The following is a 19,659-nucleotide window of genomic DNA, read 5'->3' as shown; positions in this document are numbered from 1 at the left end:
TACCCCCTATATATCGAAAGCCAGTTGTTTTAGCTATCAACTACCACAACTGGCGCTTCTGTTACATTAAACTTCTAGATCTTCCCCATTAGACTCTATTACTTTTTTATACCATGAAAAGCTGTCTTTTTTAATTCTTTTGCCTGTGCCGTTCCCTTCGTTGTCTAAATCAACGTAGATGAAACCGTATCTTTTTTCCATTTGCGCGGAAGAACAACTAACGATGTCAATTGGGCCCCATGCACAATATGCGATCACTTCTACCCCGTCATACATCGCGCGTTTCATTTCTTTTAAATGGGCAGATAAATAATCAATGCGGTAATCATCATGGATTTCGCCATTGTCTAATTCGTCGTACATTCCGAAGCCGTTTTCTGCAATAATGATTGGTTTATGGTATCTATCCCAGTATTGTGACAGAGCATTATATAGCCCTTTCGGATCCACAGCCCAGCCCCACGGATTTGCTTTTAAGTGCGGATTTGGGGTAATCGAAGCGGGATCTAAATCATTTTTCTTGGAATCGACCATTTGCGAATAATAATAAGAAAGTGCTAGATAATCCATCGTGTTTTTTTGTAAAATAGCTTTGTCTTCTTCTGTGATTTCAATTGTAATATTATTTTCAGCAAGATAATTAAGTGCATATTGTGGATATTCTCCTTGGAACTGCACGTCTGCGAAGAAATATTCCATCCGATTACGTTTCATTGCAAGCACAATATCGTCTGGGTCACATGAGTATGGGTAGGCTGTGCAATCTGCCAGCATCGTACCAATCATTAAATCTGGATTCAGCGCTTTGCCGTATTCATAAATTTTCGCACTAGCAACAAATTGATTATGAACTGCTTGATACGTTGCTGATAAATAATCATCGACAGCATCATATGGAATGGCAGTGGAGTTGAATGGTTCAAATTGGATTAGATTAATTTGGTTAATAACAATCCAATATTTCACTTTTTTACTGTAACGATCAAGGACGGTTTTGCCGTATTTTTCAAACAGATCGATGACTTTCCGATTATGCCATCCACCATGGTTTAAGACAATCTCTACTGGTGTTTCATAATGCAAAATGGTAATAATTGGTTCCATACCAAGTTCGATTATTTTGTCGATTAATTGATCGTAATATTTTAAACCTGCTTCATTTGGTTCCTCTTCTTCTCCAGTTGGGAAAATTCGCGTCCAGTCAATCGAAGTTCGAAATGTTTTAAAACCCATTTCAGCAAGAAGAGCTAAATCTTCTGGATAAGTATGGTAAAAATCAATACCGTGGCGTTTCGGATAATAGTTTACTTTATCTTCTATACTTGCTTTAATATCAGCTAAACTTACGCCTTTATGTTGTTCTTCGCTAATTTCATCGTTTGTTTTACCTTTATGATATTTGTGTAAATCTGCTAAACTAATTCCTTTTCCATCTACTTTAAATGCACCTTCTGCTTGGTTGGCTGCGATAGCTCCACCCCATAAGAAGTCTTTTGGAAACTGATAATTTTCAAACATACTTGTACCTCCTATTTTTTCGTAAGTTCGGTCATTTTTTTGAATAAACGTAGCATATGTTCGCCGATTAGTATTTCACTTTTTGCTGTCATTAGAGTATCTTGGGCATGACAGAATAGAGTTGAATAGCGGATTTGGTTGCCTGAAGCTTCTAGTTGTAATGTATCTGTTTGCAGACTATGCGCAATGACAATTTCTTTTTTGGCAGAGGCGATTAATTCCTCGGCTTCGTTAAATTCTAATTCTTCTAAGTGATTGAGACCTTTTACTAAATCATTTCTTGCGTTTCCTGCATGGATTAAAATATTCATGGATAGTTCATTTAAACTATCTGTTTCTTCAACATAGTCTTGCTCTGACATTTTAGTTCCTCCAATCAATTTGTTACCATTTCTTTCTCTGCTTCTACTGCATCTAATTTTTCTTGTTTTAATAAAGAGTTATCGTATGCTTTAAAGAATGGCAGATAGACGAGCCATGTGATGACGATAATCGCTAGACAAGCAATAACCGCGCGGAAGTCTTGTGTTGCGAGATAAGATGTTACTGGGTAAGGCATGTACCATAGCAAGAATGATTGCGCGGGGATACTCACTAAGTTCATCGACATAACGAAATAGGCGATGCTTGGAACTAAGAAAGCATTAATCCACGTTGGAATCATTAAGTATGGATTGAAGGCAATTGGTGCTCCGAAGAATAATGGTTCGTTGATGTTAAAAATTGACGGAACAATAACTGCTTTTCCGATTGCTTTTAGCTGTAAAGATTTACTTAAAATCAGCATCATAATCGAAAGTGATAAGGTTGTACCCACCCCGCCGATTGAAATTAAAGCGTACACTGTTTCTTGTGTTGCGATATTTGATGCACTTGCGCCATTTGCTACGGCTTGTGAGTTTTCTGCGAGTCCTGCCATATAAACTGGATAAATCGCTGGCATCATTACCCATCCAGAAATCCCGAATGTATAAAGAAAAGCGGGAATGAAAACCGAAAGCACAAAGCCCGGATAAGATTGTACAATCGATGCGAGTGGGCTAAACACAGCCACAATAACTTCAAAGAAATCAATATTAAATTGAACTGTAATTAACCAACCAACGATTAAAATAAAAGTAATTGGTAGTAAACTGTTAAACCAACCGACAACGAAATCCGGGATTGGCGTATCTTCACTGAAGAGCGAACGTTTCGCCGCAAAATTCATTACACAACCAACAAATAGTCCCGTTGTAATCGACAAGAACATTCCAGTTGCCCCAAATCTAGATAAAATGAAAACCGCGTCTCCATCTGCTGAAATAGTCGGAAATAGTAACATTAAAAATAATACAAGTCCAGTAGCTCCGGAAATTAATTTTTGACTGCTATTCCCTTTTTTCTCCATCAGATAATACGGGATTAAAAATGCTACAACTAAACCGAACATCCCAAACGAAAAATTACTTATCATCGAAAAATCTGGCATACCTGGAAATAAATTTTTAAGAAGTGAAACGATGGTTACTAAAGAACCGACAAAAACGAGTGGAAGCGCAGACATAATTGCATCTTGAATTGCTGATACCCAAGGATTTTTAACAACTTTATTTACTTTTGGAGCAAATTTATTTGTCATAAAATCCATCACTTTGTTGTTCATCGTTTTATCCCTCCATATTTAAAATGAGATCAAGTGCTTTTTCGCCATTAAGTGTGCCGTATGTTGCTTGTGGAATGACTGATACTAAAACATCTTTATCAGCTACTTTTTGCTTTAAATCGTCTAACATATAAGCTAAATGTGGTCCGATGAGTAAATAGTCGATTTCGTTTATTCTTTCATCAATTTGAGACTCACTAGCTGCTTTCACGGTTACTTTTTCTCCGCGTTTTTTTGCGGCTTTTCTAATTGCTGCTGCCATAAATCCACTTGAAGCTCCTGACCCACAAATGAGTAAAATGTTTTTCATTTGTATCCTCCCTTTCCTTAACTTACTTTTATTATATAAACGACTGAATCCGCTTACAAATATACTTTTTTCCTACTGGTAGGAAAGTACGCAAAAAAGAACCCCTTCGCTTGATGCGAAGGAGTTCCATTCTCGTTTGATTTAATCACGATATTTTAAGTTAATGAATTTCACTTGGATGTATTCTTCCATTCCGTAATGACCATTTTCGCGGCCAAATCCTGAATGTTTTACACCACCAAATGGAGTTTCTGGATTGGATATAGCGATTTCGTTTGCACCAACCATACCATATTCTAGAGCTGCACCGACTTTTTCAACGCGTGCTAAATCTTTTGTATAGAAATAAGATGCTAGACCGAATTCGCTATCATTCGCCATTTCAATTGCTTCATCTTCATTTTCAAAAACGATAAGCGGAATTACGGGGCCGAATGTTTCTTCATAAAAGATGTCCATTTCACGAGTGACGTTATCTAAAACAGTTGGTTTATAGAAATTACCTTTGTCGTAGTCAGAGCCAGTTAAACGTTCGCCACCAGTTAGGACTTTGGCGCCTTTATCTGTCGCGTTTTTAAGTTGTTTGTCGATTTTGTCGATGGCATCTTCGCGAATAAGCGGACCAACATTTACGTCGTCTAAACCGTTACCGACTTTTAGTTTTTCTACTTTAGCGACTAATGTTTTAGTGAATTTTTCTTTGATTTCTTTTGCTACAAAGATGCGGTTTGGTGATACACATACTTGACCATTGTTACGGAATTTTGCTGTGATTAAATCATCTACTGCAGCTTCAAGGTTAGCATCCGCAAACACGATAAATGGTGCGTGCCCCCCAAGCTCAAGCGAGATTTTCTTCAAGGTGTCAGCAGATTGTTTAAATAGTGTTTGACCGACTTTTGTCGAACCTGTAAACGTTAATTTGCGGACATCATCACTATCTGTTAAAGTTTCACCGATTTCTTTCGAGCTTCCCATGACAATATTAGCAACACCTTTTGGTAAGCCAGCTTCTTCAAAAATTTCAAAGATAGCTAAAGCCGAAAGCGGGGTATCTCCAGATGGTTTTAACACGATGGTATTACCTGTAGCTAGCGCTGGTGCGAGTTTTCGTGTCACCATTCCACCCGGGAAATTCCACGGAGTAATTGCTGCTACTACGCCAATTGGTTGTTTTTTAACAATAAACGCGTGGTTGTTTGGAGCTGGGATTGTTTCACCGTATAGTCTTCTTGCTTCTTCAGCTGCGAATCGGAAGTTTTCCGCGCCGGTTAAAACTTCTCCTTTTGATTCTTTTAATGGTTTACCTTGTTCTAAGGTCATAATTTTTGCTAAAGTATCTGCTCGTTCTTCCATTAAATCAGCAATATTATGCAAGAGTTTAACGCGGTCAGCTAGTTCCATTTTCGCCCAATCAGGAAAAGCATCTTTTGCAGCTTTAATCGCTTGTTTTGTTTCTTTAGGTCCTGCTTGAGCAATTTTCGCGATGACTTCGCCGTTTGCTGGATTTACAATATCTTTTGTTTCTTTATTATCGCCATCTATCCATTTTCCATTAATAAATAATTTGGTTTGAACTTTTGGTAAGCTTGTTTCTTTAATACTCAAAAATACCACTCCTTAGTAAATTTTTCTGTCCGAATCTATCGTTGCTTATAATAGTGTTTTCCACAAATCGAAAAATTTAATCAGGATTTTCTTCTTAAACCCAGAAAATGGCTTATAAGAAAACTTGCTCTATCCCAGCATGATGGGCACGAGCGACTTTCTAAAAAACTTTAATTTTTTTCAAAAAAAACTAGCTGCAACGGGTGCAACTAGCTTTTTATAATTAATTTTCTTCAATTGGTTGATGTATTTCTTCTTTTACTTTTTTCGGTGCGTTTTTCTTATATGCAAGGAAATAGAAAAGGCTGACAAAAACTGCTCCGCCGACTACGTTTCCGAGGTATACTGGGATGACGTTCCAAATAAAATCTGCCCATGAATAGTATCCAGCGAAAATTGCGGCTGGGATAATAAACATATTGGCGACAACGTGCTGAAATCCGATAGCTACAAAAGCCATGACGGGGAACCAAATACCGAGGATTTTTCCAGCAAAGTCTTTAGCCGCGTAACAAAGCCACACAGCAATTCCAACAAACCAGTTACACCCGATACCTGAAACGAAAGCAACCCAGAAAGGATCGTTAATTTTTGCTCCAGCTGTTGCAAGTGTTTTGGGTAAAAAATCTCCTTCTGTTAAGCCAACGAAATGCCCGAAGAAGTATGCGACGAAAAAGGCGCCGACTAAGTTCATGACGGACACAATCGCCCAGTTTCTAAGTAATTGTTGGAAGGAAATCTTTTTGTCATACCAAGCAATCGCTACCGCCATCATGTTGCCAGTGATTAATTCTCCTCCACCGAGTAAAATGCACACAAGCCCAACTGGAAAAAGGCTCGCACCAATAAGCGTTGCAAAACTGCCCCATTCGTGAGGCATTGTTCCTACTGCGCGTATGTATAATAAGTAACCAAGAGAAATAAAAGCGCCACCCAAAAAACCTAGTAAAACGAGTGTTAATGTACTCGAATTTGCTTTTTGCGTCCCTTTTTCAATCGTAATCTCTGTTACTTCCTGCGGGCTATAATATCCCACATGAATCCCTTCCTTCTTGTTAAAATAATCACAAAATTGCGTTCTTATTATAGCATAATCAAAAACAGCTTGCTAGTATAAAAAAGCCCGGCACAAAAGTCCCGGGCTCGCGTTTTACGTATGGAGTTCTTTTACAACGGGTATCCTAATTTCAATATCCGCACTTTCTTCACCGTTTTTCGCATAAATTTCTAATTTAAATGGTAATGGATCAAAAACTGGATTGTTTGCAGTAATATACGGCTTGTACTCTTTTTGTTGTATTGCTCGAGCTATTTCCTCGTAACTTTCTAGTATATCGGTCTCTGCTATATGTTCCGCTACAAAATAAGTATGTGCTGGAACTTCAATCCATTCTAGTGGTTCTTTTAAGTGAGCGTACTTTTGCTCAACTGGGATGACAGCGTAATACGTTATACCATCTTCTATATTATGGACGGAAATACCATAGACCTCTTTTAGTTCTGAAAAATCATCTAAATCTTGCGCAAGTTTGAGCATTTCTTTAAAAGCTGTTTTAATTCCGGTATGAAATGCTTCTGTTTTTAATCCTTCGTGAACAAGCGCAATCCCCGTGAAACCTTCCCATTCTTCTAATCGTCCTTGTCTAATCGCCATGATTAACACTCCTTTTAAAAAGAATATTACGGCAGAAGATTCATAGATGATTTTAATTTTTTATCCGCATAACACATGATAAATACCCTACTAAACTTTACTTAAAACAAGATACTAATGAAAACTATCGCTGCAATAATAAAAACAAAAGTGAGCCATGCAACAGGGCGGGCAGTGTTGATCGTCCAGCCAATGCCAAAACGTTTTTCAACAAATAAAGCAGGATCATTCCTGTTAAAATAGATTACTCCAGCTTTCCAAAACGCATCATCATCACGAATTGGTTTATTCACATTATCTGGTTCGTTAGCAAATTTTAGCCTACTTCCACCTTGTCCTACTTTTACAGCAAGGAGTACTGTTCCAAGTAATATTAAGATGATAGAAATACTCATGGTAATCATCATAATTTCAGGCGAGAGTGAAAGTAAAATAACTACTTGCATTACGAGAAAATCAATAACCAGAATAACGCACATAATCAACATTGCTTTACTAGAAATTTGTCTAAACAGCATATTCCGTTTTAATGAATCTGCCGGGTTTTCATTTTCCACCGTTTGTTTGCTTCTCGCAATAACGAAATTAATAAATATAAATAAAGCAATCATCCCTAATTGTAGCATTGGTAAAAGTAAAGCAGCTCTCACCGATTTTTGAACGGTGTCAGTCACGACTCCATTCATATCAAAATGGACTGGAAAAGCCTCTGGTGCAATTGGATAGAACACTACTGTAATGGCAAGTGTGATAATAAAAATAAGTAATGGCACTACAAACCAAGTATACGAAATAACCATTTTCCTGCGATGAAAACTAGTATCTACCATGATAATCGAATTGGTTGAAATTTCACCAGACTCGATTTTTTCTCTTTTCCACTGTAATGTTGTGTGATGAAAACGATAGTAAATAATGAAAGAAACAATTAATTGACCGAACATGGATATGATAAAGATTCCCGCTTGAATGTTTTCACTCCAATGAAAACCTTGAATTAATGCAATTCCAATGATAGCAACCAATACAGTCCATAAAATCACTTGACCAACATATTGTTTTTTAAGTTGGGTTAGTTCTGCATTTCGATTAGCGCGTTCGCCCACATTTACCCCGAAACATTCGGATTTACGTATCACAAATGGCGTAATTGCTTGCAGTGAAATAATAGCAATACTGACAAAAATATAAATGATGATTTCCATAACTACTCCACACTCCGCCCTTTCATTTCGTTAAAAATAGCTTTACTAATTTCTAGCCACTCTTCCTCACTCACGCTACGCACAATCGATTCTGCAATTAATGGTCTTAGTTTTGTTTGCAGCTTAGTGAAAAATAGTTGATCTGCTTTTGCCACGCCATCTGGATGTATAACTACTCCTTTTTGGCGGTGTATTTGAATAAATCCTTCTTGCTTTAAGATTTGGTATGCTTTATTTACGGTATGAAAATTAATACCAATATCCGCACCAAGACTTCGCACGGAAGGAAGTTTATCTCCCGGTAAAAGTTCCCGTTTTGCCATGCCTTCAATAATTTGATTACATATTTGTGTATAAATCGGCTCGTCTGATTGTAAGTCAATCGCGAGTAACATACAAACACCTCTTCTCTAACTGTTATACACATTGTATAACACATATATTTTTAAGTCAACATCATAAATTCAGTGGCTATTTAAAGCAGTTAATGGTACTATAAAATTTAACAATAAGGTTTATAGAAAGAAGGGGATCATTTGAAATTTTCACGTTTTAGGGATAGTAAATTGTTTTTTTGGACTATTGAAATTTTAGCAGTTGTGGCAGTTTTATTTATTCTGTTGCAGATGAAGTACATATTTTCACCAATCGGTATAATCGTTTCCACTTTATTTATGCCTATTCTAGTAGCAGGATTTTTATTCTATTTATTCAATCCGCTAGTTTTATTTTTAGAAAAGAGAAAAGTTCCGCGACTTTTAAGTGTTATTTTGATTTTTATCGCGTTTATCGCGCTTGTTGTTCTAGCTGTAATGCAACTCGGTCCAACACTTGCTGACCAAGTAGCTGAACTTGCAAAAGCAATACCAGGTTACTGGCAAGATTTTGAAAAATGGCTACAAAGTCTCTCAAATAATTCTGCATTAAAAGATATTGATATGAAACAAGAACTTTCGAAACTCAACATTTCCTTACCGAAAATTATGTCTGTGGTAGTTGATGGGGTAGCTTCTAGTTTTGGCGCGATTATCTCGTTTGTTTCTGGTTTCGTTATGATTCTTGTAACAGTTCCATTTATCGTCTTTTATATGTTTAAAGATGGTCATAAATTCGTTGAGTCTTCTGGCAAATTTTTCCCAGCAGGCATTCGTACTGAAGCAAAACAAATTATTAAAGAAATGAACAAAACAATTTCTACTTATATTAGTTCTCAAGCGATTGATTGTATGTTTGTTGGTTTGTTTACTTTTATTGGTTACTTAATTATTGGTCAACCATATGCCCTTCTGTTTGGATTTATTGCAGGTGCAACGAACATTATTCCTTATCTTGGACCATTCCTTGGAGCAGCTCCCGCGGTTATCGTGGCGCTATTCACTTCTCCAGTTCAGGCTTTACTCGTAATTGTTGTCGTTACCATCGTCCAACAAATTGACTCTAACTTACTTTCTCCATATATTATGGGTAAATCATTATCCATTCACCCGCTCACTATTATCATCATCTTGATTGTTGCAGGTAATTTAGCAGGAATTTTTGGAATGATCTTAGGTGTTCCACTTTACGCGGTAGTAAAAACAATTATCGTCAATGTGAATCGGTTAATTAAATTAAGGCGAGGACAGCTGGCAATTGATAATAATCCACCTGGGTCTAATCCGCCGACAGAATAAAATAACGAGCTTTGGGAAACTAGTTCCTAAAGCTCGTTTTTTCTATGCTTTTTTAAAATGAGAAGTATCGTTTAAACGTTCTAATTTGAATAAACCATTTTCATAAGCTAAAACAGTAACACTCGCATTGTCTAGAATGACTGATTCGTCCATGGATGGTTCCAGTTCGTGGACAATGTTGCGAATGGTATTTCCGTGAGCGACAATAAGAACGTTCCCGCCTGTTTCACGGTGCCGATTAATGACATGTAAGAAACCTTGTTCTACCCGCGTCCAGAATGTCATAAAATCTTCCGCATCACCAGTTGGGTCAGCGGCTTTCGTGCCATTCATCGTTTCTCGAACATCTGCGTTTTTAAATAATTCGTCTTGATTTGCGTAACCCATATGATGAGCAATTTCGTTCCAAGCTACATCGCCTTTTTCACCTTCATAGGAACCGAAGAATGTTTCCCGAAATTCGCTTAGTGGTTCAAGAGTTAAGCCGAATGCATGTTTATTTTCTTTTAGTAAGTGTCCTGCTGTTGCGATTGTACGGTGTAAGTCACTTGAATAAGCGGCGACGAATTCCGTTTCGGCAAGTCCGCGACCACTTTCTTTTACAACTTCAATTCCTTCTGGTGTAAGCGGCGTATCAGCCCAGCCCTGCATACGTAGATTTTTGTTTAAATATGTTTGACCATGTCTTACAAAATAAAGTGATAATTTTTTTCCCATTACGTACTTCCTCCTCCATCGTTGTTTTCTATTTCATTGTAACAAATTCTTCAGATCCTGTTGGGTGGATAGCAACTGTATTATCAAAATCAGCTTTTGTTGCTCCCATATTAATAGCAACAGCAAATCCTTGAATCATTTCATCCACTCCGTAACCAATACCATGCAGGCCGATTACGCGTTCAGTCTTCCCTTCACAAATCAATTTCATCCGGCAAGGCTCGCGGTGGTCTGTAATAGCTGTATACATCGACGTAAAGCTAGACGTATATACTTTAATATTTTCTTTGCCATATTTTTCAATAGCTTCTGGTTCTGTTAAGCCAACTGTACCAATAGCTGGATGGCTAAAGACAACAGTTGGAATATTTTCATAGGTTAAATGAGCATCTTTTTTATTATTGAAAAGGCGTTCTGAAAGACGACGACCAGCAGCAATCGCAACTGGAGTCAATTCGTAATGTCCCGTTACATCGCCAACTGCATAAATCCCGTCTACATTGGTATTTTGGAATTTATCTACCGCAATATGCCCGCTATCCACAAGTTCAACGCCCGCTTTTTCGATTTGAAGCCCTTTAATAACCGGTTTACGGCCGATTGCCCAGATTAAAGTATCTACTGTTTCCGTACGACCATCTTCTAAAAATATAGTTAAACTACCATCCGAGTTTTTTTCCACTTTTTGAGGAACGGCATGTTTATGCAAAGTCATGTCAGATTGCTCGATAAGCTCAGTCAATGTATCTGTTAAAATCGGGTCAAAATTACGCAGAGGAGCATGTTTACGTACAAAAAGATGCGTATCTGATCCAAATTGCTGTAATACACCGGCTAACTCAACAGCAATATAACCCGCGCCGACAACCGCCACTTTTTTAGGAAGCTCTTTTAACGCAAAAAAGCCGTCTGAAGTAATGCCATATTCTGCGCCAGGGATGGAAGGAAGTGCTGGTTCGCCGCCCGTCGCAATTAAAATATGATCCGCTGTTACTAATTCACCATTCACTCGTAACGTTTTTTCATCGACAAATTCGGCGTAACCTTTGATCCATTCAACTTTATTGTTATCAAGTCCATTTTTGTAGGAACCTCGGATTCGTTCAATGTAAGCTTCCCGGTTTTCTACTAATTTTTGGAAGTTAAAGCTTGAATCTACTTGGTAACCATAAGCATCTGCGTATAAATCCATTGCTTCTTTGATTTGTGCGCCATACCACATTACTTTTTTAGGAACGCAGCCAACATTTACACAAGTACCACCTAAAAATTTTGGTTCAATTAATGCACACTTTGCCCCGTGCATTGCCGCGCGGTTAATAGAAGCAATCCCGCCACTACCGCCACCAATCGCAATATAATCATAATGCTTCTCCATACAAAATCTCTCCTAACATTTCTTCGTTTTCGTTTTTATAAATACGCTTCGCCCCGCATAATCGCGAGAACCCGCGGATTTGGTAAGTAACGTTTAATCACTTGAAGTTTTTCATAGGTGTCGGTATCTCCTAAATGTTCAGCAATACCCATAGCAACGGCGCTACTTCGACTGACTCCAGCATGACAATGGACTACGATTTGCGTGAAATCTGGATGTTCATCCACAAAATCATAAATCAAGTCACGATGAACCTCATTAAACAGCTTCATCTCGGCCTGCTCTTTGTCACTTAATCCCCAGTAATCGTCTTCTTCGTTAATATCGTTAAAATGAACGGGCAAAATAGCTTCAAAAAGTGCTTCGTGTTTGAGTGGCTGATACGTTGCGCCAACATCCGCAATACGAATAAGTAAAGTATGTTCTGAGCGCGGCTTAAATTGAACCGCTACTACTTCTGGTACGGCAATTATCCGTAATTCAAATGGATCAAAATCAATTTGGCGCCTTTCTTTGTTAATATAATTCGCCATCCTGCATGTCCCCTTTTCCAGTGCAACAAGATTTTCCTTCGCCTTATTCCTCCTCTATTCTATCACGGTTCCACACTTTTACATAAAGAAGCAGTTTCAAACGCAAAAATAACCAAATAAAATTATCTGGTTACTTTTTTCCTTGGCGGTAAAGATCTTTTGTTTTGTATCCTTGACTCAAAATATCGACCATTTCTACGCGTCTTTTTTCTTGAGTGGCTGGTTGTTTGGCAGAATAAATATAACGAGCCCAAACACGCTGGTATCCTGTCGCTAAATTATTGTAAAATGCTTGTAAATCACCTTTATCTGCTAAAAATTCTGCGACAAGCGGTACATAATCGGCATATTCATCTGCGGAAGGATTATTTTTCTTTACGCCCTTCGCTTTTAGTTTTGCTGCTTCTTTTAGTCCAACAACCGTGTATGTTTCATCAAGTGCGACCATTCGCGTGAATTTGAGCGTGCTACCATCGACGTAACCTTCCTCATCGGTTTTAAGCGCCGGCATGAGTTCATCGCGGTGGACATATGTAGCGAATTTTTTATTGCCTTTTTTCGGATAAGCGAAAAATAAATAACCATTCGCGGAAAGTTTATTTGTAGCAATAACGTCTTTCGTAAAAGACACTAATTCTTCTAGCGTTTCAACAAAGTCAAAAATTAAATCGTATTGCTTATCTGTTAGTTTTTCTTCGTAATTCGCTAGATTTCGAAAATAATCAGCTCCATCTGGTTGATTTAGGATGACTGCTTCTTTGTACTTAGTCAGTTGTAATTTTTCTACTATTGTCTTCTCTGCCATATTCCAGCACCTCGTTTGTATAGTTTGGTTTCAGTATATAGCCTTCCCTCCAAGTAATCAAGCCAAACTCAATGTAAAAAAAGAGACCGAGCTCCGAGGCCCGGTCTTTTAATCTTTTATTTAAAAACAACAATCTCGTTAATTTCAATCGAAGGGTCTAAACTTTTCGCAACCGGGCAGGCATCTTTCACTAAATGCACGGCTTTTTCGGCTTTCGCTTCGTTACTTTTATCCACTAAATCAACTGTGAAAGTAACGTTAATTTTCGTTAAAACATGCACGGCACTTTCTTGATCTTGCTCATAATCGGTATGAATGCTTAAATCATTTATCTCAATTCGTTTTTTCTCAAGTAATGTTTGATATACATATCCGCTACAAGCCGCAACCGCAGCCACTGTTATTTGAACTGGAGAAAAACCTTCTTCTTTAATTAATGTCCAGTTTCCATTTGGATGTACAAGTTCTAATACTTTCCCATTTTTCACTAAATCCATGATTAATTCCTCCAATTTAATTCTTACAATTCTTATATGAATAATAAGATTATAGCTCAAATAAAAAGCCATGTCCAATTTCCGATACGAAAAAAAGAATCCAAGTGTAACTTGGATTCTTTTTGAGCGGTCCCGACGGGATTTGAACCCGCGATCTCCTGCGTGACAGGCAGGCATGTTAACCCCTACACCACGGAACCATATGTATAGAAAATGAATAAAAAAGTGACCCGTACGGGATTCGAACCCGTGTTACCGCCGTGAAAGGGCGGTGTCTTAACCGCTTGACCAACGGGCCAGATAAAAAACGAAAAATGAATATATATTCAATTGAATTCATTTCTCTTACACCAGCTTTTTTATTATAACATAATCTCAGTGACTGTCAACGGCTTTTTCTAATTTTATTTACAAAATTTTTATCTCATGTTTTTTATGCATTTTTGCTAGTATAAAATAAAGTCAGCTATGCTTATAAAAAGGCACGCTGACTTTATTTTACTTTTCTCGGTGATCAACCATAATGAAACTTCTCGTATCATAGCGATGTCTTGAACGGGAATATTCGACTGGTCTACCGTCTTTTAAATACACTACTTGCTCCACTTCTAAAACTGGATCATGTTCTCCGCACGCTAAATATTCTTGGTCATATTCAGATGGCTTATCGGCATTAATTTTTCGAAATGCACCACTTAAAACGAGCCCTAATGTGTCTTGTAAGTATGCATAAATAGAATGATGCAAAATCTCTCTCGTTAAACCTGGAACTAAATCTGCTGGCATGGTTGTATGCTCTAATACATACGGCTCACCATCTAACAGACGCAAACGAATCAATTTATACACTGGTTGGTCTGCTTTAATCAAGAGTTGTTCTTGCGTTTTTTCATCTGGGAAAGCAATATCGAATGCAATGATTTTACTTCGGATTCGATTGTCTCCCATCATTTTTGTTAGACCGTCATAATCTCGCAAACTCGCATCTTGTTTATTAGCTAAGGCATTTTTCATCACAAAAGTTCCTGCACCACGTTGTCTGTAAACAAGTCCTTCAAGCGCAAGTACGTCAAAGGCTTTTTTTATTGTCATTCTGCTACAATCATAAGCTCTAGATAAGCTCACTTGATCAGGAAGAATGGATTCTGGTGGATAAGTACCGTTGTTTATTTTTTCACGGATTTCTGCGGCAATCAGTTCATACTTAACCAAGTCGATCGCTCCTTCGTTTGAATTAAAAATGTCTAGCCATTTCCAATCAAATTATAGCATATCGAAAAGGAAAACATAACTTATTTGATAGCTGCTTCGGATTCTCTTGCTATATTCGTACGGTCAACAAGTTTAAGGAATGGATACCAGATGATTAACACGATGAAGAAATCCACCACTTGAAGTGCCCCACCGAGCCATGAGTTTGTTGCTAAAATTCCATTGATGATAATTGGCACTGTCCAAGGTACAGATACCCCAGTTGGAGCTGGTACAATCCCAGCAGCCATCACAAAGTAATTAAGTGTAGTGACAACTAATGGTGCAAGTATCCACGGAATTAAAATTGTTGCATTTAATACGATTGGCATCCCGAATAATACCGGTTCGTTTACATTAAAAATACCAGGTCCGAGCGCTAAACGACCGATTTCCTTGCTTTGTTTGCTCTTCATTAGAAAAGCGAGCGCGATTACTACAGCAAGTGTCATCCCAGATCCACCCATGCCGACAGTAAATACTTCCATGAATGGTTTTGTAATAATATGTGGTAACGGAGACCCAGCTTTATAGGCATCCAGATTTTCAAGCATTAACGTATTCCAAATTGGGTCCATTACCGAGTTTACAATAATTTGACCATGTAAACCGAAGAACCACAATACTTGGACAAAGAAAAGTGCAATCAAAGTTGGTATAATTCCCGATCCTAAACCAACAAGCGGTTTTTGAATAACCGTGTACACGACATCATGTAAGTTGGTATTGAAGAAGAATTGAACAATAATATTAATTACTAAAAAGATACTTAATGTCAAAACTGCTGGTATTAATGCAGCAAATGATTTAGCAACTGCTGGAGGCACCCCATCAGGCATTTTAATCGTCCAATCACGTTGCACGAAGAAACGATATAATTCTCCAGCAATAAAACCAGTAATCATCCCAATAAACATACCTTTTGCACCAAGTCTGTCTAAAGAAAGTGCTCCAGTAACTAATTCCCCATTGGCACTATTAAAGAAAAATGGCGTTAAAATCAAGAAACTAGCGAGCGCTACAGCACCACCGTATATAGCTTCTACTTTATAATACTTCGATAACGAATAACCAATACCAAAAACGACAAAAACCGTCATAATACTCATCGTCGCATTTTGGGCATTTCCTAAATAAAGTTGTAAAGTAGCTTTCGTTTCATCACTCCAAAATGGCAGATTCATCAAAACTACAGCAATAGAACCAAACATTGTCAGTGGAAACGCTAACATAAAAGCATCTCGTAAAGTCGTTAAGTAACGATTCTCCCCTAACTTTGCAGCAAGAGGCATTAATTTATCCCCAAGCAACTCCATAAATTTATTCACTTTTCTTCCCCCAAACGTATTTTTTTCTACAAGAAAACGTTTTCTATTTATTATTATACTCATTTATTTTTAAATGTCTAGTCTTTTTAAAATAAAAGACCAAACAAAAAAGCTTCCATCATATTGATGAAAGCCTCAAACTTATTTTTTCTTTTTCTTTGCTAGCTTTTCTGCTGCTTTTTGTTTATTTTCTGCTAATCGGAAAAGTGTCATTTCTTTAATTAATTCATAAGGAACTTCTTCTTTGATAGGAAATTGAACCGCACCTTTTGAATACTTATACTTTCCTAATTGCTTCTCAAAGGCCGAAATGCCACTAGGCGCTGGATAAAACCCGTAATGATTTTTCGCGACTGCAAAATGCACTAGATTTCCTTCAAAATAAAAAGTTGGCATTTGATAGCTGATTTTCTCAGTTGCTTCTGGGGCAGCAGCTTGAATTGTCTCTCTTATTTTTTGCAACACTTCTTTTGTTTCTGGTGGCGCTTGGGTAATATATTCATCAATCGTTGTAAATTCTAGCTTATTATCCATAGTCCATTCCTTTCTGAAACGTTTTTCTTATTATAGCAACTCTCTTCTCAAATGCCAATTTTAGCGCGCAAAAAAGGTTACCTTAACATTTATAAGGTAACCTTTCTTAATTACGGAGAAGGAGGGATTTGAACCCTCGCGCCGCGTGAGCGACCTATACCCTTAGCAGGGGCACCTCTTCAGCCACTTGAGTACTTCCCCAAACGCAACAGGCAGGATTCTTGTTCCTGCGCCCACTCGGTTAACAGCCAATTACGCTATCAACGGAGCTACTGTTGAATTATCTGACTTCCATTAGTATACGCAGAATTAAGCAAAAATGCAAGGCTTTTTAGGGGGATTCTGTATAAACTTTTTTTGAACCAGTTTGCTTTAATCTTCCGCCGCAACTGCCACAGCGATAACGGTTTACATTAAATCTACGTTGTCTTAAAAATGACTTCCCGCAACTTTTACATGTATATTCATGCATTGTAATTTCACGCGGAATCGCAGCACAAAACCTTGGGGCGTCTACTTTTTTTAATAATTCACGAAAATCCTTGTCGCGATGTTGGTAGCCTTTTTTCTCTAAATGAAGGTGATAATGACATAATTCATGTTTCATAATGCCGAAAAAGTACTCTAAGCCAAAGTTTTCTAAGTACTTAGGGTTCATTTCGATATTGTGGCTTTTGAGTAAATATCTTCCGCCGGTTGTTCGTAAACGCGTGTTAAAAACAGCTTGGTGACGGAATTCTTTTTGGAAAAATTGCAGCGACACTTCTTCCATGTGCTGCTGCAATTCTGTTTGATTCATTATTTGACACTTCCATCTGGATTACGCATTGTTAAAGCAATTCGATTTTTCTTCGTGTCTACTTCATCAACCCAAACTGTTACAACGTCTCCTACTGAAACGACATCCATCGGGTTTTTAACAAAGGAATTACTTAGTTTTGAAATGTGCACAAGTCCGTCTTGTTTCACGCCAATATCAACAAAAGCGCCAAAGTCAACAACGTTACGAACAGTTCCTTGTAACTCCATCCCTTGTTTTAAATCTTCCATCGAAATAACATCTTGTTTTAATAGTGGAGCTGGTAGTTCATCACGAAGGTCGCGGCCTGGGGCAATTAAGTTATCAATAATGTCGCGCATCGTTTCTTTACCAATGCCTAGTTTTTCTGCTTCTTCTGGGATACTAAGAGCTTGTAATGCTGCTTTTAAATCCTCGCTACCAATATCATTCAAGCCAAAACCAGCTGCTTTTACAATTTGCTCTGCTGCTTTATAGCTCTCAGGGTGAATAGCTGTTTTATCAAGTGGATTTTCGCCCTCTAAAATACGTAAGAAACCGATACTTTGTTCATATGATTTCGCGCCGAGACGAGGAACTTTTTTCAACTCTTTACGAGAAGTGAAAGAACCGTTTTCTTCGCGATATTTACGGATGTTATTTGCAACTGTTTTGTTTAAACCGGCAACATATTGTAAAAGTGATGCGGATGCTGTATTTACGTTGACGCCTACTTGGTTAACGGCTGTTTCAACGACAAAAGTTAGCGTTTCATTCAAGCGTTTTTGGGCAACATCGTGTTGATATTGTCCTACTCCTACTGATTTTGGATCAATTTTTACAAGTTCTGCTAATGGATCTTGTAAGCGGCGTCCGATAGAAACTGCGCTACGTTCTTCTACTTGATAATCCGGGAATTCTTCACGAGCTGTTTCACTTGCAGAATAAACACTTGCGCCTGCTTCATTAACAATACAATAATAAGCATTTGATTTTGATTCGCGAATAACTTCTACGATAAATTGCTCTGTTTCACGAGAAGCTGTTCCGTTACCAATCGCGATAACTTCTACTTGATAGGTGGATAAAATCTCAGCTATCTTTTGTTTTGCTTCTGGACGTCGCGCCTTAGCAGTATGTGGATAAACAACACCGATTTCTAGCACTTTCCCCGTTTGATCTAATACAGAAAATTTACAACCTGTTCTAAAAGCGGGGTCAACACCAAGGATGATTTTTCCTTTTAAAGGTGGTTGTAATAGCAGTTTGCGCAAGTTCTCGGAGAAAATATGGATTGCTTGTTCTTCTGCTTTATCAGTCAGTTCACCGCGAATTTCACGTTCAATTGCTGGACCGATAAATCGTTTATAGGCATCTAAAATCGCTTCTTCTACGTAGGTTCGTGTTGCAGAATTACGGTTTTGGATTACTTTTTCAAAAAGATATTGGAAGATTTTTGTTGTGTCTACTTGGACTTGTACGCGTAAAATATCTTCTTTTTCACCACGATTAAAAGCAAGTATCCGGTGACTAGCAACTTTTCCAATCATTTCATTAAATTCGTAGTACATTTCGTAAACGCCTTTTTCATCAGCTTCTGCGTTTTTTGCTCGTGATTCAATCATACCGAATTTTCTAGTGAAGTTACGAATCCATTCACGGAAAGTAGGTTCATCACTGATTTGTTCGGCAATTATTTCATGTGCGCCTAGTAAAGCGTCTTCTGCTGATGTCACTTCTTTTTCTTCAGAGATGTATTTGGCAGCTTCTTCAAGTGGATTTGCATTACTTGGAAAGCTCATTAACCAATCGGCCAGAGGTTCTAAGCCTTTTTCTTTGGCAATGGTTGCTTTAGTGCGTTTCTTTTGTTTATAAGGGCGGTATAAGTCTTCTAATGCTTGATGCTTTTCTGCTTTTATGATTGCAGCTTTTAGTTCATCTGTTAATTTTCCTTGTTCATCTATTAAGCGAATAATTTCTTCTTTACGATTTTCTAATTTAGTAACGTATTCAAACGTTTCTTCAATATCGCGAATTTCAACTTCATCTAGGCTACCAGTCATTTCTTTACGGTAACGTGCGATAAATGGAACAGTGTTGCCTTCTTCCATTAGTTTAATTACGGCATTAATTTGCGCTGGTTTATAAGTTAGCGATTTTTGGACTAATTTCATTATTTTTTCTTGCATTTGTTCCATACTTGATAGCCTCCAATTATTTCATTA

Annotated in this window: 20 protein-coding genes and 4 tRNA genes; 1 reads left to right on the top strand and 23 read right to left on the bottom strand. The window is 37.8% G+C overall.

What is annotated here, in order from left to right; all coding sequences use genetic code 11:
- Nucleotides 1-66: 66 nt before the first annotated feature.
- The 9 genes from PQQ29_RS04930 to PQQ29_RS04890 form a co-directional block, all read right to left on the bottom strand.
- Entirely contained in the window at nucleotides 67-1,518 is a 1,452-nt protein-coding gene (locus PQQ29_RS04930; protein ID WP_010990677.1) for a glycoside hydrolase family 1 protein, read from the bottom strand.
- Between the two features lie 11 nt (nucleotides 1,519-1,529).
- Nucleotides 1,530-1,880, bottom strand: a complete 351-nt coding sequence (locus tag PQQ29_RS04925; RefSeq protein ID WP_003761354.1) for a PTS lactose/cellobiose transporter subunit IIA — start codon at nucleotides 1,878-1,880, stop codon at nucleotides 1,530-1,532.
- A 14-nt stretch (nucleotides 1,881-1,894) separates the two neighbouring features.
- The gene (locus PQQ29_RS04920) at nucleotides 1,895-3,163 is read right to left on the bottom strand and encodes a PTS sugar transporter subunit IIC (RefSeq protein WP_003761352.1); all 1,269 of its coding nucleotides are present in this window, start codon (nucleotides 3,161-3,163) and stop codon (nucleotides 1,895-1,897) included.
- 4 nt (nucleotides 3,164-3,167) lie between these two features.
- Entirely contained in the window at nucleotides 3,168-3,473 is a 306-nt protein-coding gene (locus PQQ29_RS04915) for a PTS sugar transporter subunit IIB (RefSeq protein ID WP_003761350.1), read from the bottom strand.
- A gap of 141 nt (nucleotides 3,474-3,614) precedes the next feature.
- Nucleotides 3,615-5,081 (bottom strand): NAD-dependent succinate-semialdehyde dehydrogenase, encoded by a 1,467-nt coding sequence (locus PQQ29_RS04910; protein WP_010990675.1) that lies wholly within the window; start codon nucleotides 5,079-5,081, stop codon nucleotides 3,615-3,617.
- A gap of 223 nt (nucleotides 5,082-5,304) precedes the next feature.
- Nucleotides 5,305-6,117: a formate/nitrite transporter family protein gene (locus tag PQQ29_RS04905; RefSeq protein ID WP_003721480.1), complete on the bottom strand. Its 813-nt coding sequence runs from the start codon at nucleotides 6,115-6,117 to the stop codon at nucleotides 5,305-5,307.
- 114 nt (nucleotides 6,118-6,231) lie between these two features.
- Nucleotides 6,232-6,735, bottom strand: coding sequence for a GyrI-like domain-containing protein (locus PQQ29_RS04900; protein ID WP_187984065.1), 504 nt, complete (start codon nucleotides 6,733-6,735; stop codon nucleotides 6,232-6,234).
- Between the two features lie 101 nt (nucleotides 6,736-6,836).
- Nucleotides 6,837-7,940, bottom strand: coding sequence for a DUF1648 domain-containing protein (locus PQQ29_RS04895; protein WP_045554589.1), 1,104 nt, complete (start codon nucleotides 7,938-7,940; stop codon nucleotides 6,837-6,839).
- Nucleotides 7,941-7,942: 2 nt separating this feature from the next.
- Complete coding sequence (locus PQQ29_RS04890) at nucleotides 7,943-8,335, bottom strand: GntR family transcriptional regulator (RefSeq protein WP_033533218.1); 393 nt, start codon at nucleotides 8,333-8,335, stop codon at nucleotides 7,943-7,945.
- A 141-nt stretch (nucleotides 8,336-8,476) separates the two neighbouring features.
- Between PQQ29_RS04890 and PQQ29_RS04885 the strand changes: the two genes are divergently transcribed.
- Nucleotides 8,477-9,613, top strand: coding sequence for an AI-2E family transporter (locus tag PQQ29_RS04885; protein WP_003761335.1), 1,137 nt, complete (start codon nucleotides 8,477-8,479; stop codon nucleotides 9,611-9,613).
- Between the two features lie 42 nt (nucleotides 9,614-9,655).
- On the opposite strand, the gene PQQ29_RS04880 is transcribed toward PQQ29_RS04885, so the two are convergent.
- The 14 genes from PQQ29_RS04880 to PQQ29_RS04815 form a co-directional block, all read right to left on the bottom strand.
- Nucleotides 9,656-10,330, bottom strand: a complete 675-nt coding sequence (locus PQQ29_RS04880; protein ID WP_003761333.1) for a histidine phosphatase family protein — start codon at nucleotides 10,328-10,330, stop codon at nucleotides 9,656-9,658.
- A gap of 28 nt (nucleotides 10,331-10,358) precedes the next feature.
- Nucleotides 10,359-11,708, bottom strand: a complete 1,350-nt coding sequence (gene gorA / locus PQQ29_RS04875; protein WP_003761331.1) for a glutathione-disulfide reductase — start codon at nucleotides 11,706-11,708, stop codon at nucleotides 10,359-10,361.
- Nucleotides 11,709-11,743: 35 nt separating this feature from the next.
- The gene (locus PQQ29_RS04870; protein WP_003771146.1) at nucleotides 11,744-12,241 is read right to left on the bottom strand and encodes a tyrosine phosphatase family protein; all 498 of its coding nucleotides are present in this window, start codon (nucleotides 12,239-12,241) and stop codon (nucleotides 11,744-11,746) included.
- Between the two features lie 130 nt (nucleotides 12,242-12,371).
- Nucleotides 12,372-13,046 carry a YdeI/OmpD-associated family protein gene (locus PQQ29_RS04865; RefSeq protein WP_187984064.1) on the bottom strand — a complete coding sequence of 225 codons (675 nt, stop codon included), beginning with the start codon at nucleotides 13,044-13,046 and terminating at the stop codon, nucleotides 12,372-12,374.
- 116 nt (nucleotides 13,047-13,162) lie between these two features.
- Nucleotides 13,163-13,543: an OsmC family protein gene (locus PQQ29_RS04860; RefSeq protein ID WP_033533221.1), complete on the bottom strand. Its 381-nt coding sequence runs from the start codon at nucleotides 13,541-13,543 to the stop codon at nucleotides 13,163-13,165.
- Between the two features lie 127 nt (nucleotides 13,544-13,670).
- A tRNA-Asp gene (locus PQQ29_RS04855) sits at nucleotides 13,671-13,743 on the bottom strand.
- A gap of 26 nt (nucleotides 13,744-13,769) precedes the next feature.
- Nucleotides 13,770-13,841, bottom strand: a tRNA-Glu gene (locus PQQ29_RS04850).
- A gap of 200 nt (nucleotides 13,842-14,041) precedes the next feature.
- Entirely contained in the window at nucleotides 14,042-14,755 is a 714-nt protein-coding gene (locus PQQ29_RS04845) for a GntR family transcriptional regulator (RefSeq protein ID WP_003761327.1), read from the bottom strand.
- An 80-nt stretch (nucleotides 14,756-14,835) separates the two neighbouring features.
- Complete coding sequence (celB, locus tag PQQ29_RS04840; protein WP_010990670.1) at nucleotides 14,836-16,122, bottom strand: PTS cellobiose transporter subunit IIC; 1,287 nt, start codon at nucleotides 16,120-16,122, stop codon at nucleotides 14,836-14,838.
- A gap of 141 nt (nucleotides 16,123-16,263) precedes the next feature.
- A complete protein-coding gene (locus tag PQQ29_RS04835) occupies nucleotides 16,264-16,656 on the bottom strand; it encodes an iron chaperone (protein ID WP_003761325.1) in 393 nt (130 codons plus the stop codon).
- Between the two features lie 113 nt (nucleotides 16,657-16,769).
- A tRNA-Ser gene (locus PQQ29_RS04830) sits at nucleotides 16,770-16,857 on the bottom strand.
- A 3-nt stretch (nucleotides 16,858-16,860) separates the two neighbouring features.
- Nucleotides 16,861-16,934, bottom strand: a tRNA-Asn gene (locus tag PQQ29_RS04825).
- 53 nt (nucleotides 16,935-16,987) lie between these two features.
- Complete coding sequence (locus tag PQQ29_RS04820) at nucleotides 16,988-17,455, bottom strand: SprT family protein (protein WP_003761323.1); 468 nt, start codon at nucleotides 17,453-17,455, stop codon at nucleotides 16,988-16,990.
- Nucleotides 17,455-19,632, bottom strand: coding sequence for a Tex family protein (locus tag PQQ29_RS04815; RefSeq protein WP_003771137.1), 2,178 nt, complete (start codon nucleotides 19,630-19,632; stop codon nucleotides 17,455-17,457). Before PQQ29_RS04815 ends, PQQ29_RS04820 begins: the two co-directional genes overlap by 1 nt.
- Nucleotides 19,633-19,659: the final 27 nt, after the last annotated feature.

It is taken from the genome of Listeria innocua (assembly GCF_028596125.1).
In the GTDB taxonomy this organism is placed as follows: domain Bacteria; phylum Bacillota; class Bacilli; order Lactobacillales; family Listeriaceae; genus Listeria; species Listeria innocua.
This window is presented reverse-complemented; position numbering and strand designations above follow the sequence as displayed.

What these genes read in the sequence shown, in the direction of transcription:
- PQQ29_RS04930 (WP_010990677.1), bottom strand. Translation starts at nt 1,518, where the DNA reads ATGTTTGAAAATTATCAGTTTCCAAAAGACTTCTTATGGGGTGGAGCT.
- PQQ29_RS04925 (WP_003761354.1), bottom strand. Translation starts at nt 1,880, where the DNA reads ATGTCAGAGCAAGACTATGTTGAAGAAACAGATAGTTTAAATGAACTA.
- PQQ29_RS04920 (WP_003761352.1), bottom strand. Translation starts at nt 3,163, where the DNA reads ATGAACAACAAAGTGATGGATTTTATGACAAATAAATTTGCTCCAAAA.
- PQQ29_RS04915 (WP_003761350.1), bottom strand. Translation starts at nt 3,473, where the DNA reads ATGAAAAACATTTTACTCATTTGTGGGTCAGGAGCTTCAAGTGGATTT.
- PQQ29_RS04900 (WP_187984065.1), bottom strand. Translation starts at nt 6,735, where the DNA reads ATGGCGATTAGACAAGGACGATTAGAAGAATGGGAAGGTTTCACGGGG.
- PQQ29_RS04895 (WP_045554589.1), bottom strand. Translation starts at nt 7,940, where the DNA reads ATGGAAATCATCATTTATATTTTTGTCAGTATTGCTATTATTTCACTG.
- PQQ29_RS04890 (WP_033533218.1), bottom strand. Translation starts at nt 8,335, where the DNA reads ATGTTACTCGCGATTGACTTACAATCAGACGAGCCGATTTATACACAA.
- PQQ29_RS04880 (WP_003761333.1), bottom strand. Translation starts at nt 10,330, where the DNA reads ATGGGAAAAAAATTATCACTTTATTTTGTAAGACATGGTCAAACATAT.
- gorA (WP_003761331.1), bottom strand. Translation starts at nt 11,708, where the DNA reads ATGGAGAAGCATTATGATTATATTGCGATTGGTGGCGGTAGTGGCGGG.
- PQQ29_RS04870 (WP_003771146.1), bottom strand. Translation starts at nt 12,241, where the DNA reads ATGGCGAATTATATTAACAAAGAAAGGCGCCAAATTGATTTTGATCCA.
- PQQ29_RS04865 (WP_187984064.1), bottom strand. Translation starts at nt 13,046, where the DNA reads ATGGCAGAGAAGACAATAGTAGAAAAATTACAACTGACTAAGTACAAA.
- PQQ29_RS04860 (WP_033533221.1), bottom strand. Translation starts at nt 13,543, where the DNA reads ATGGATTTAGTGAAAAATGGGAAAGTATTAGAACTTGTACATCCAAAT.
- PQQ29_RS04835 (WP_003761325.1), bottom strand. Translation starts at nt 16,656, where the DNA reads ATGGATAATAAGCTAGAATTTACAACGATTGATGAATATATTACCCAA.
- PQQ29_RS04820 (WP_003761323.1), bottom strand. Translation starts at nt 17,455, where the DNA reads ATGAATCAAACAGAATTGCAGCAGCACATGGAAGAAGTGTCGCTGCAA.
- PQQ29_RS04815 (WP_003771137.1), bottom strand. Translation starts at nt 19,632, where the DNA reads ATGGAACAAATGCAAGAAAAAATAATGAAATTAGTCCAAAAATCGCTA.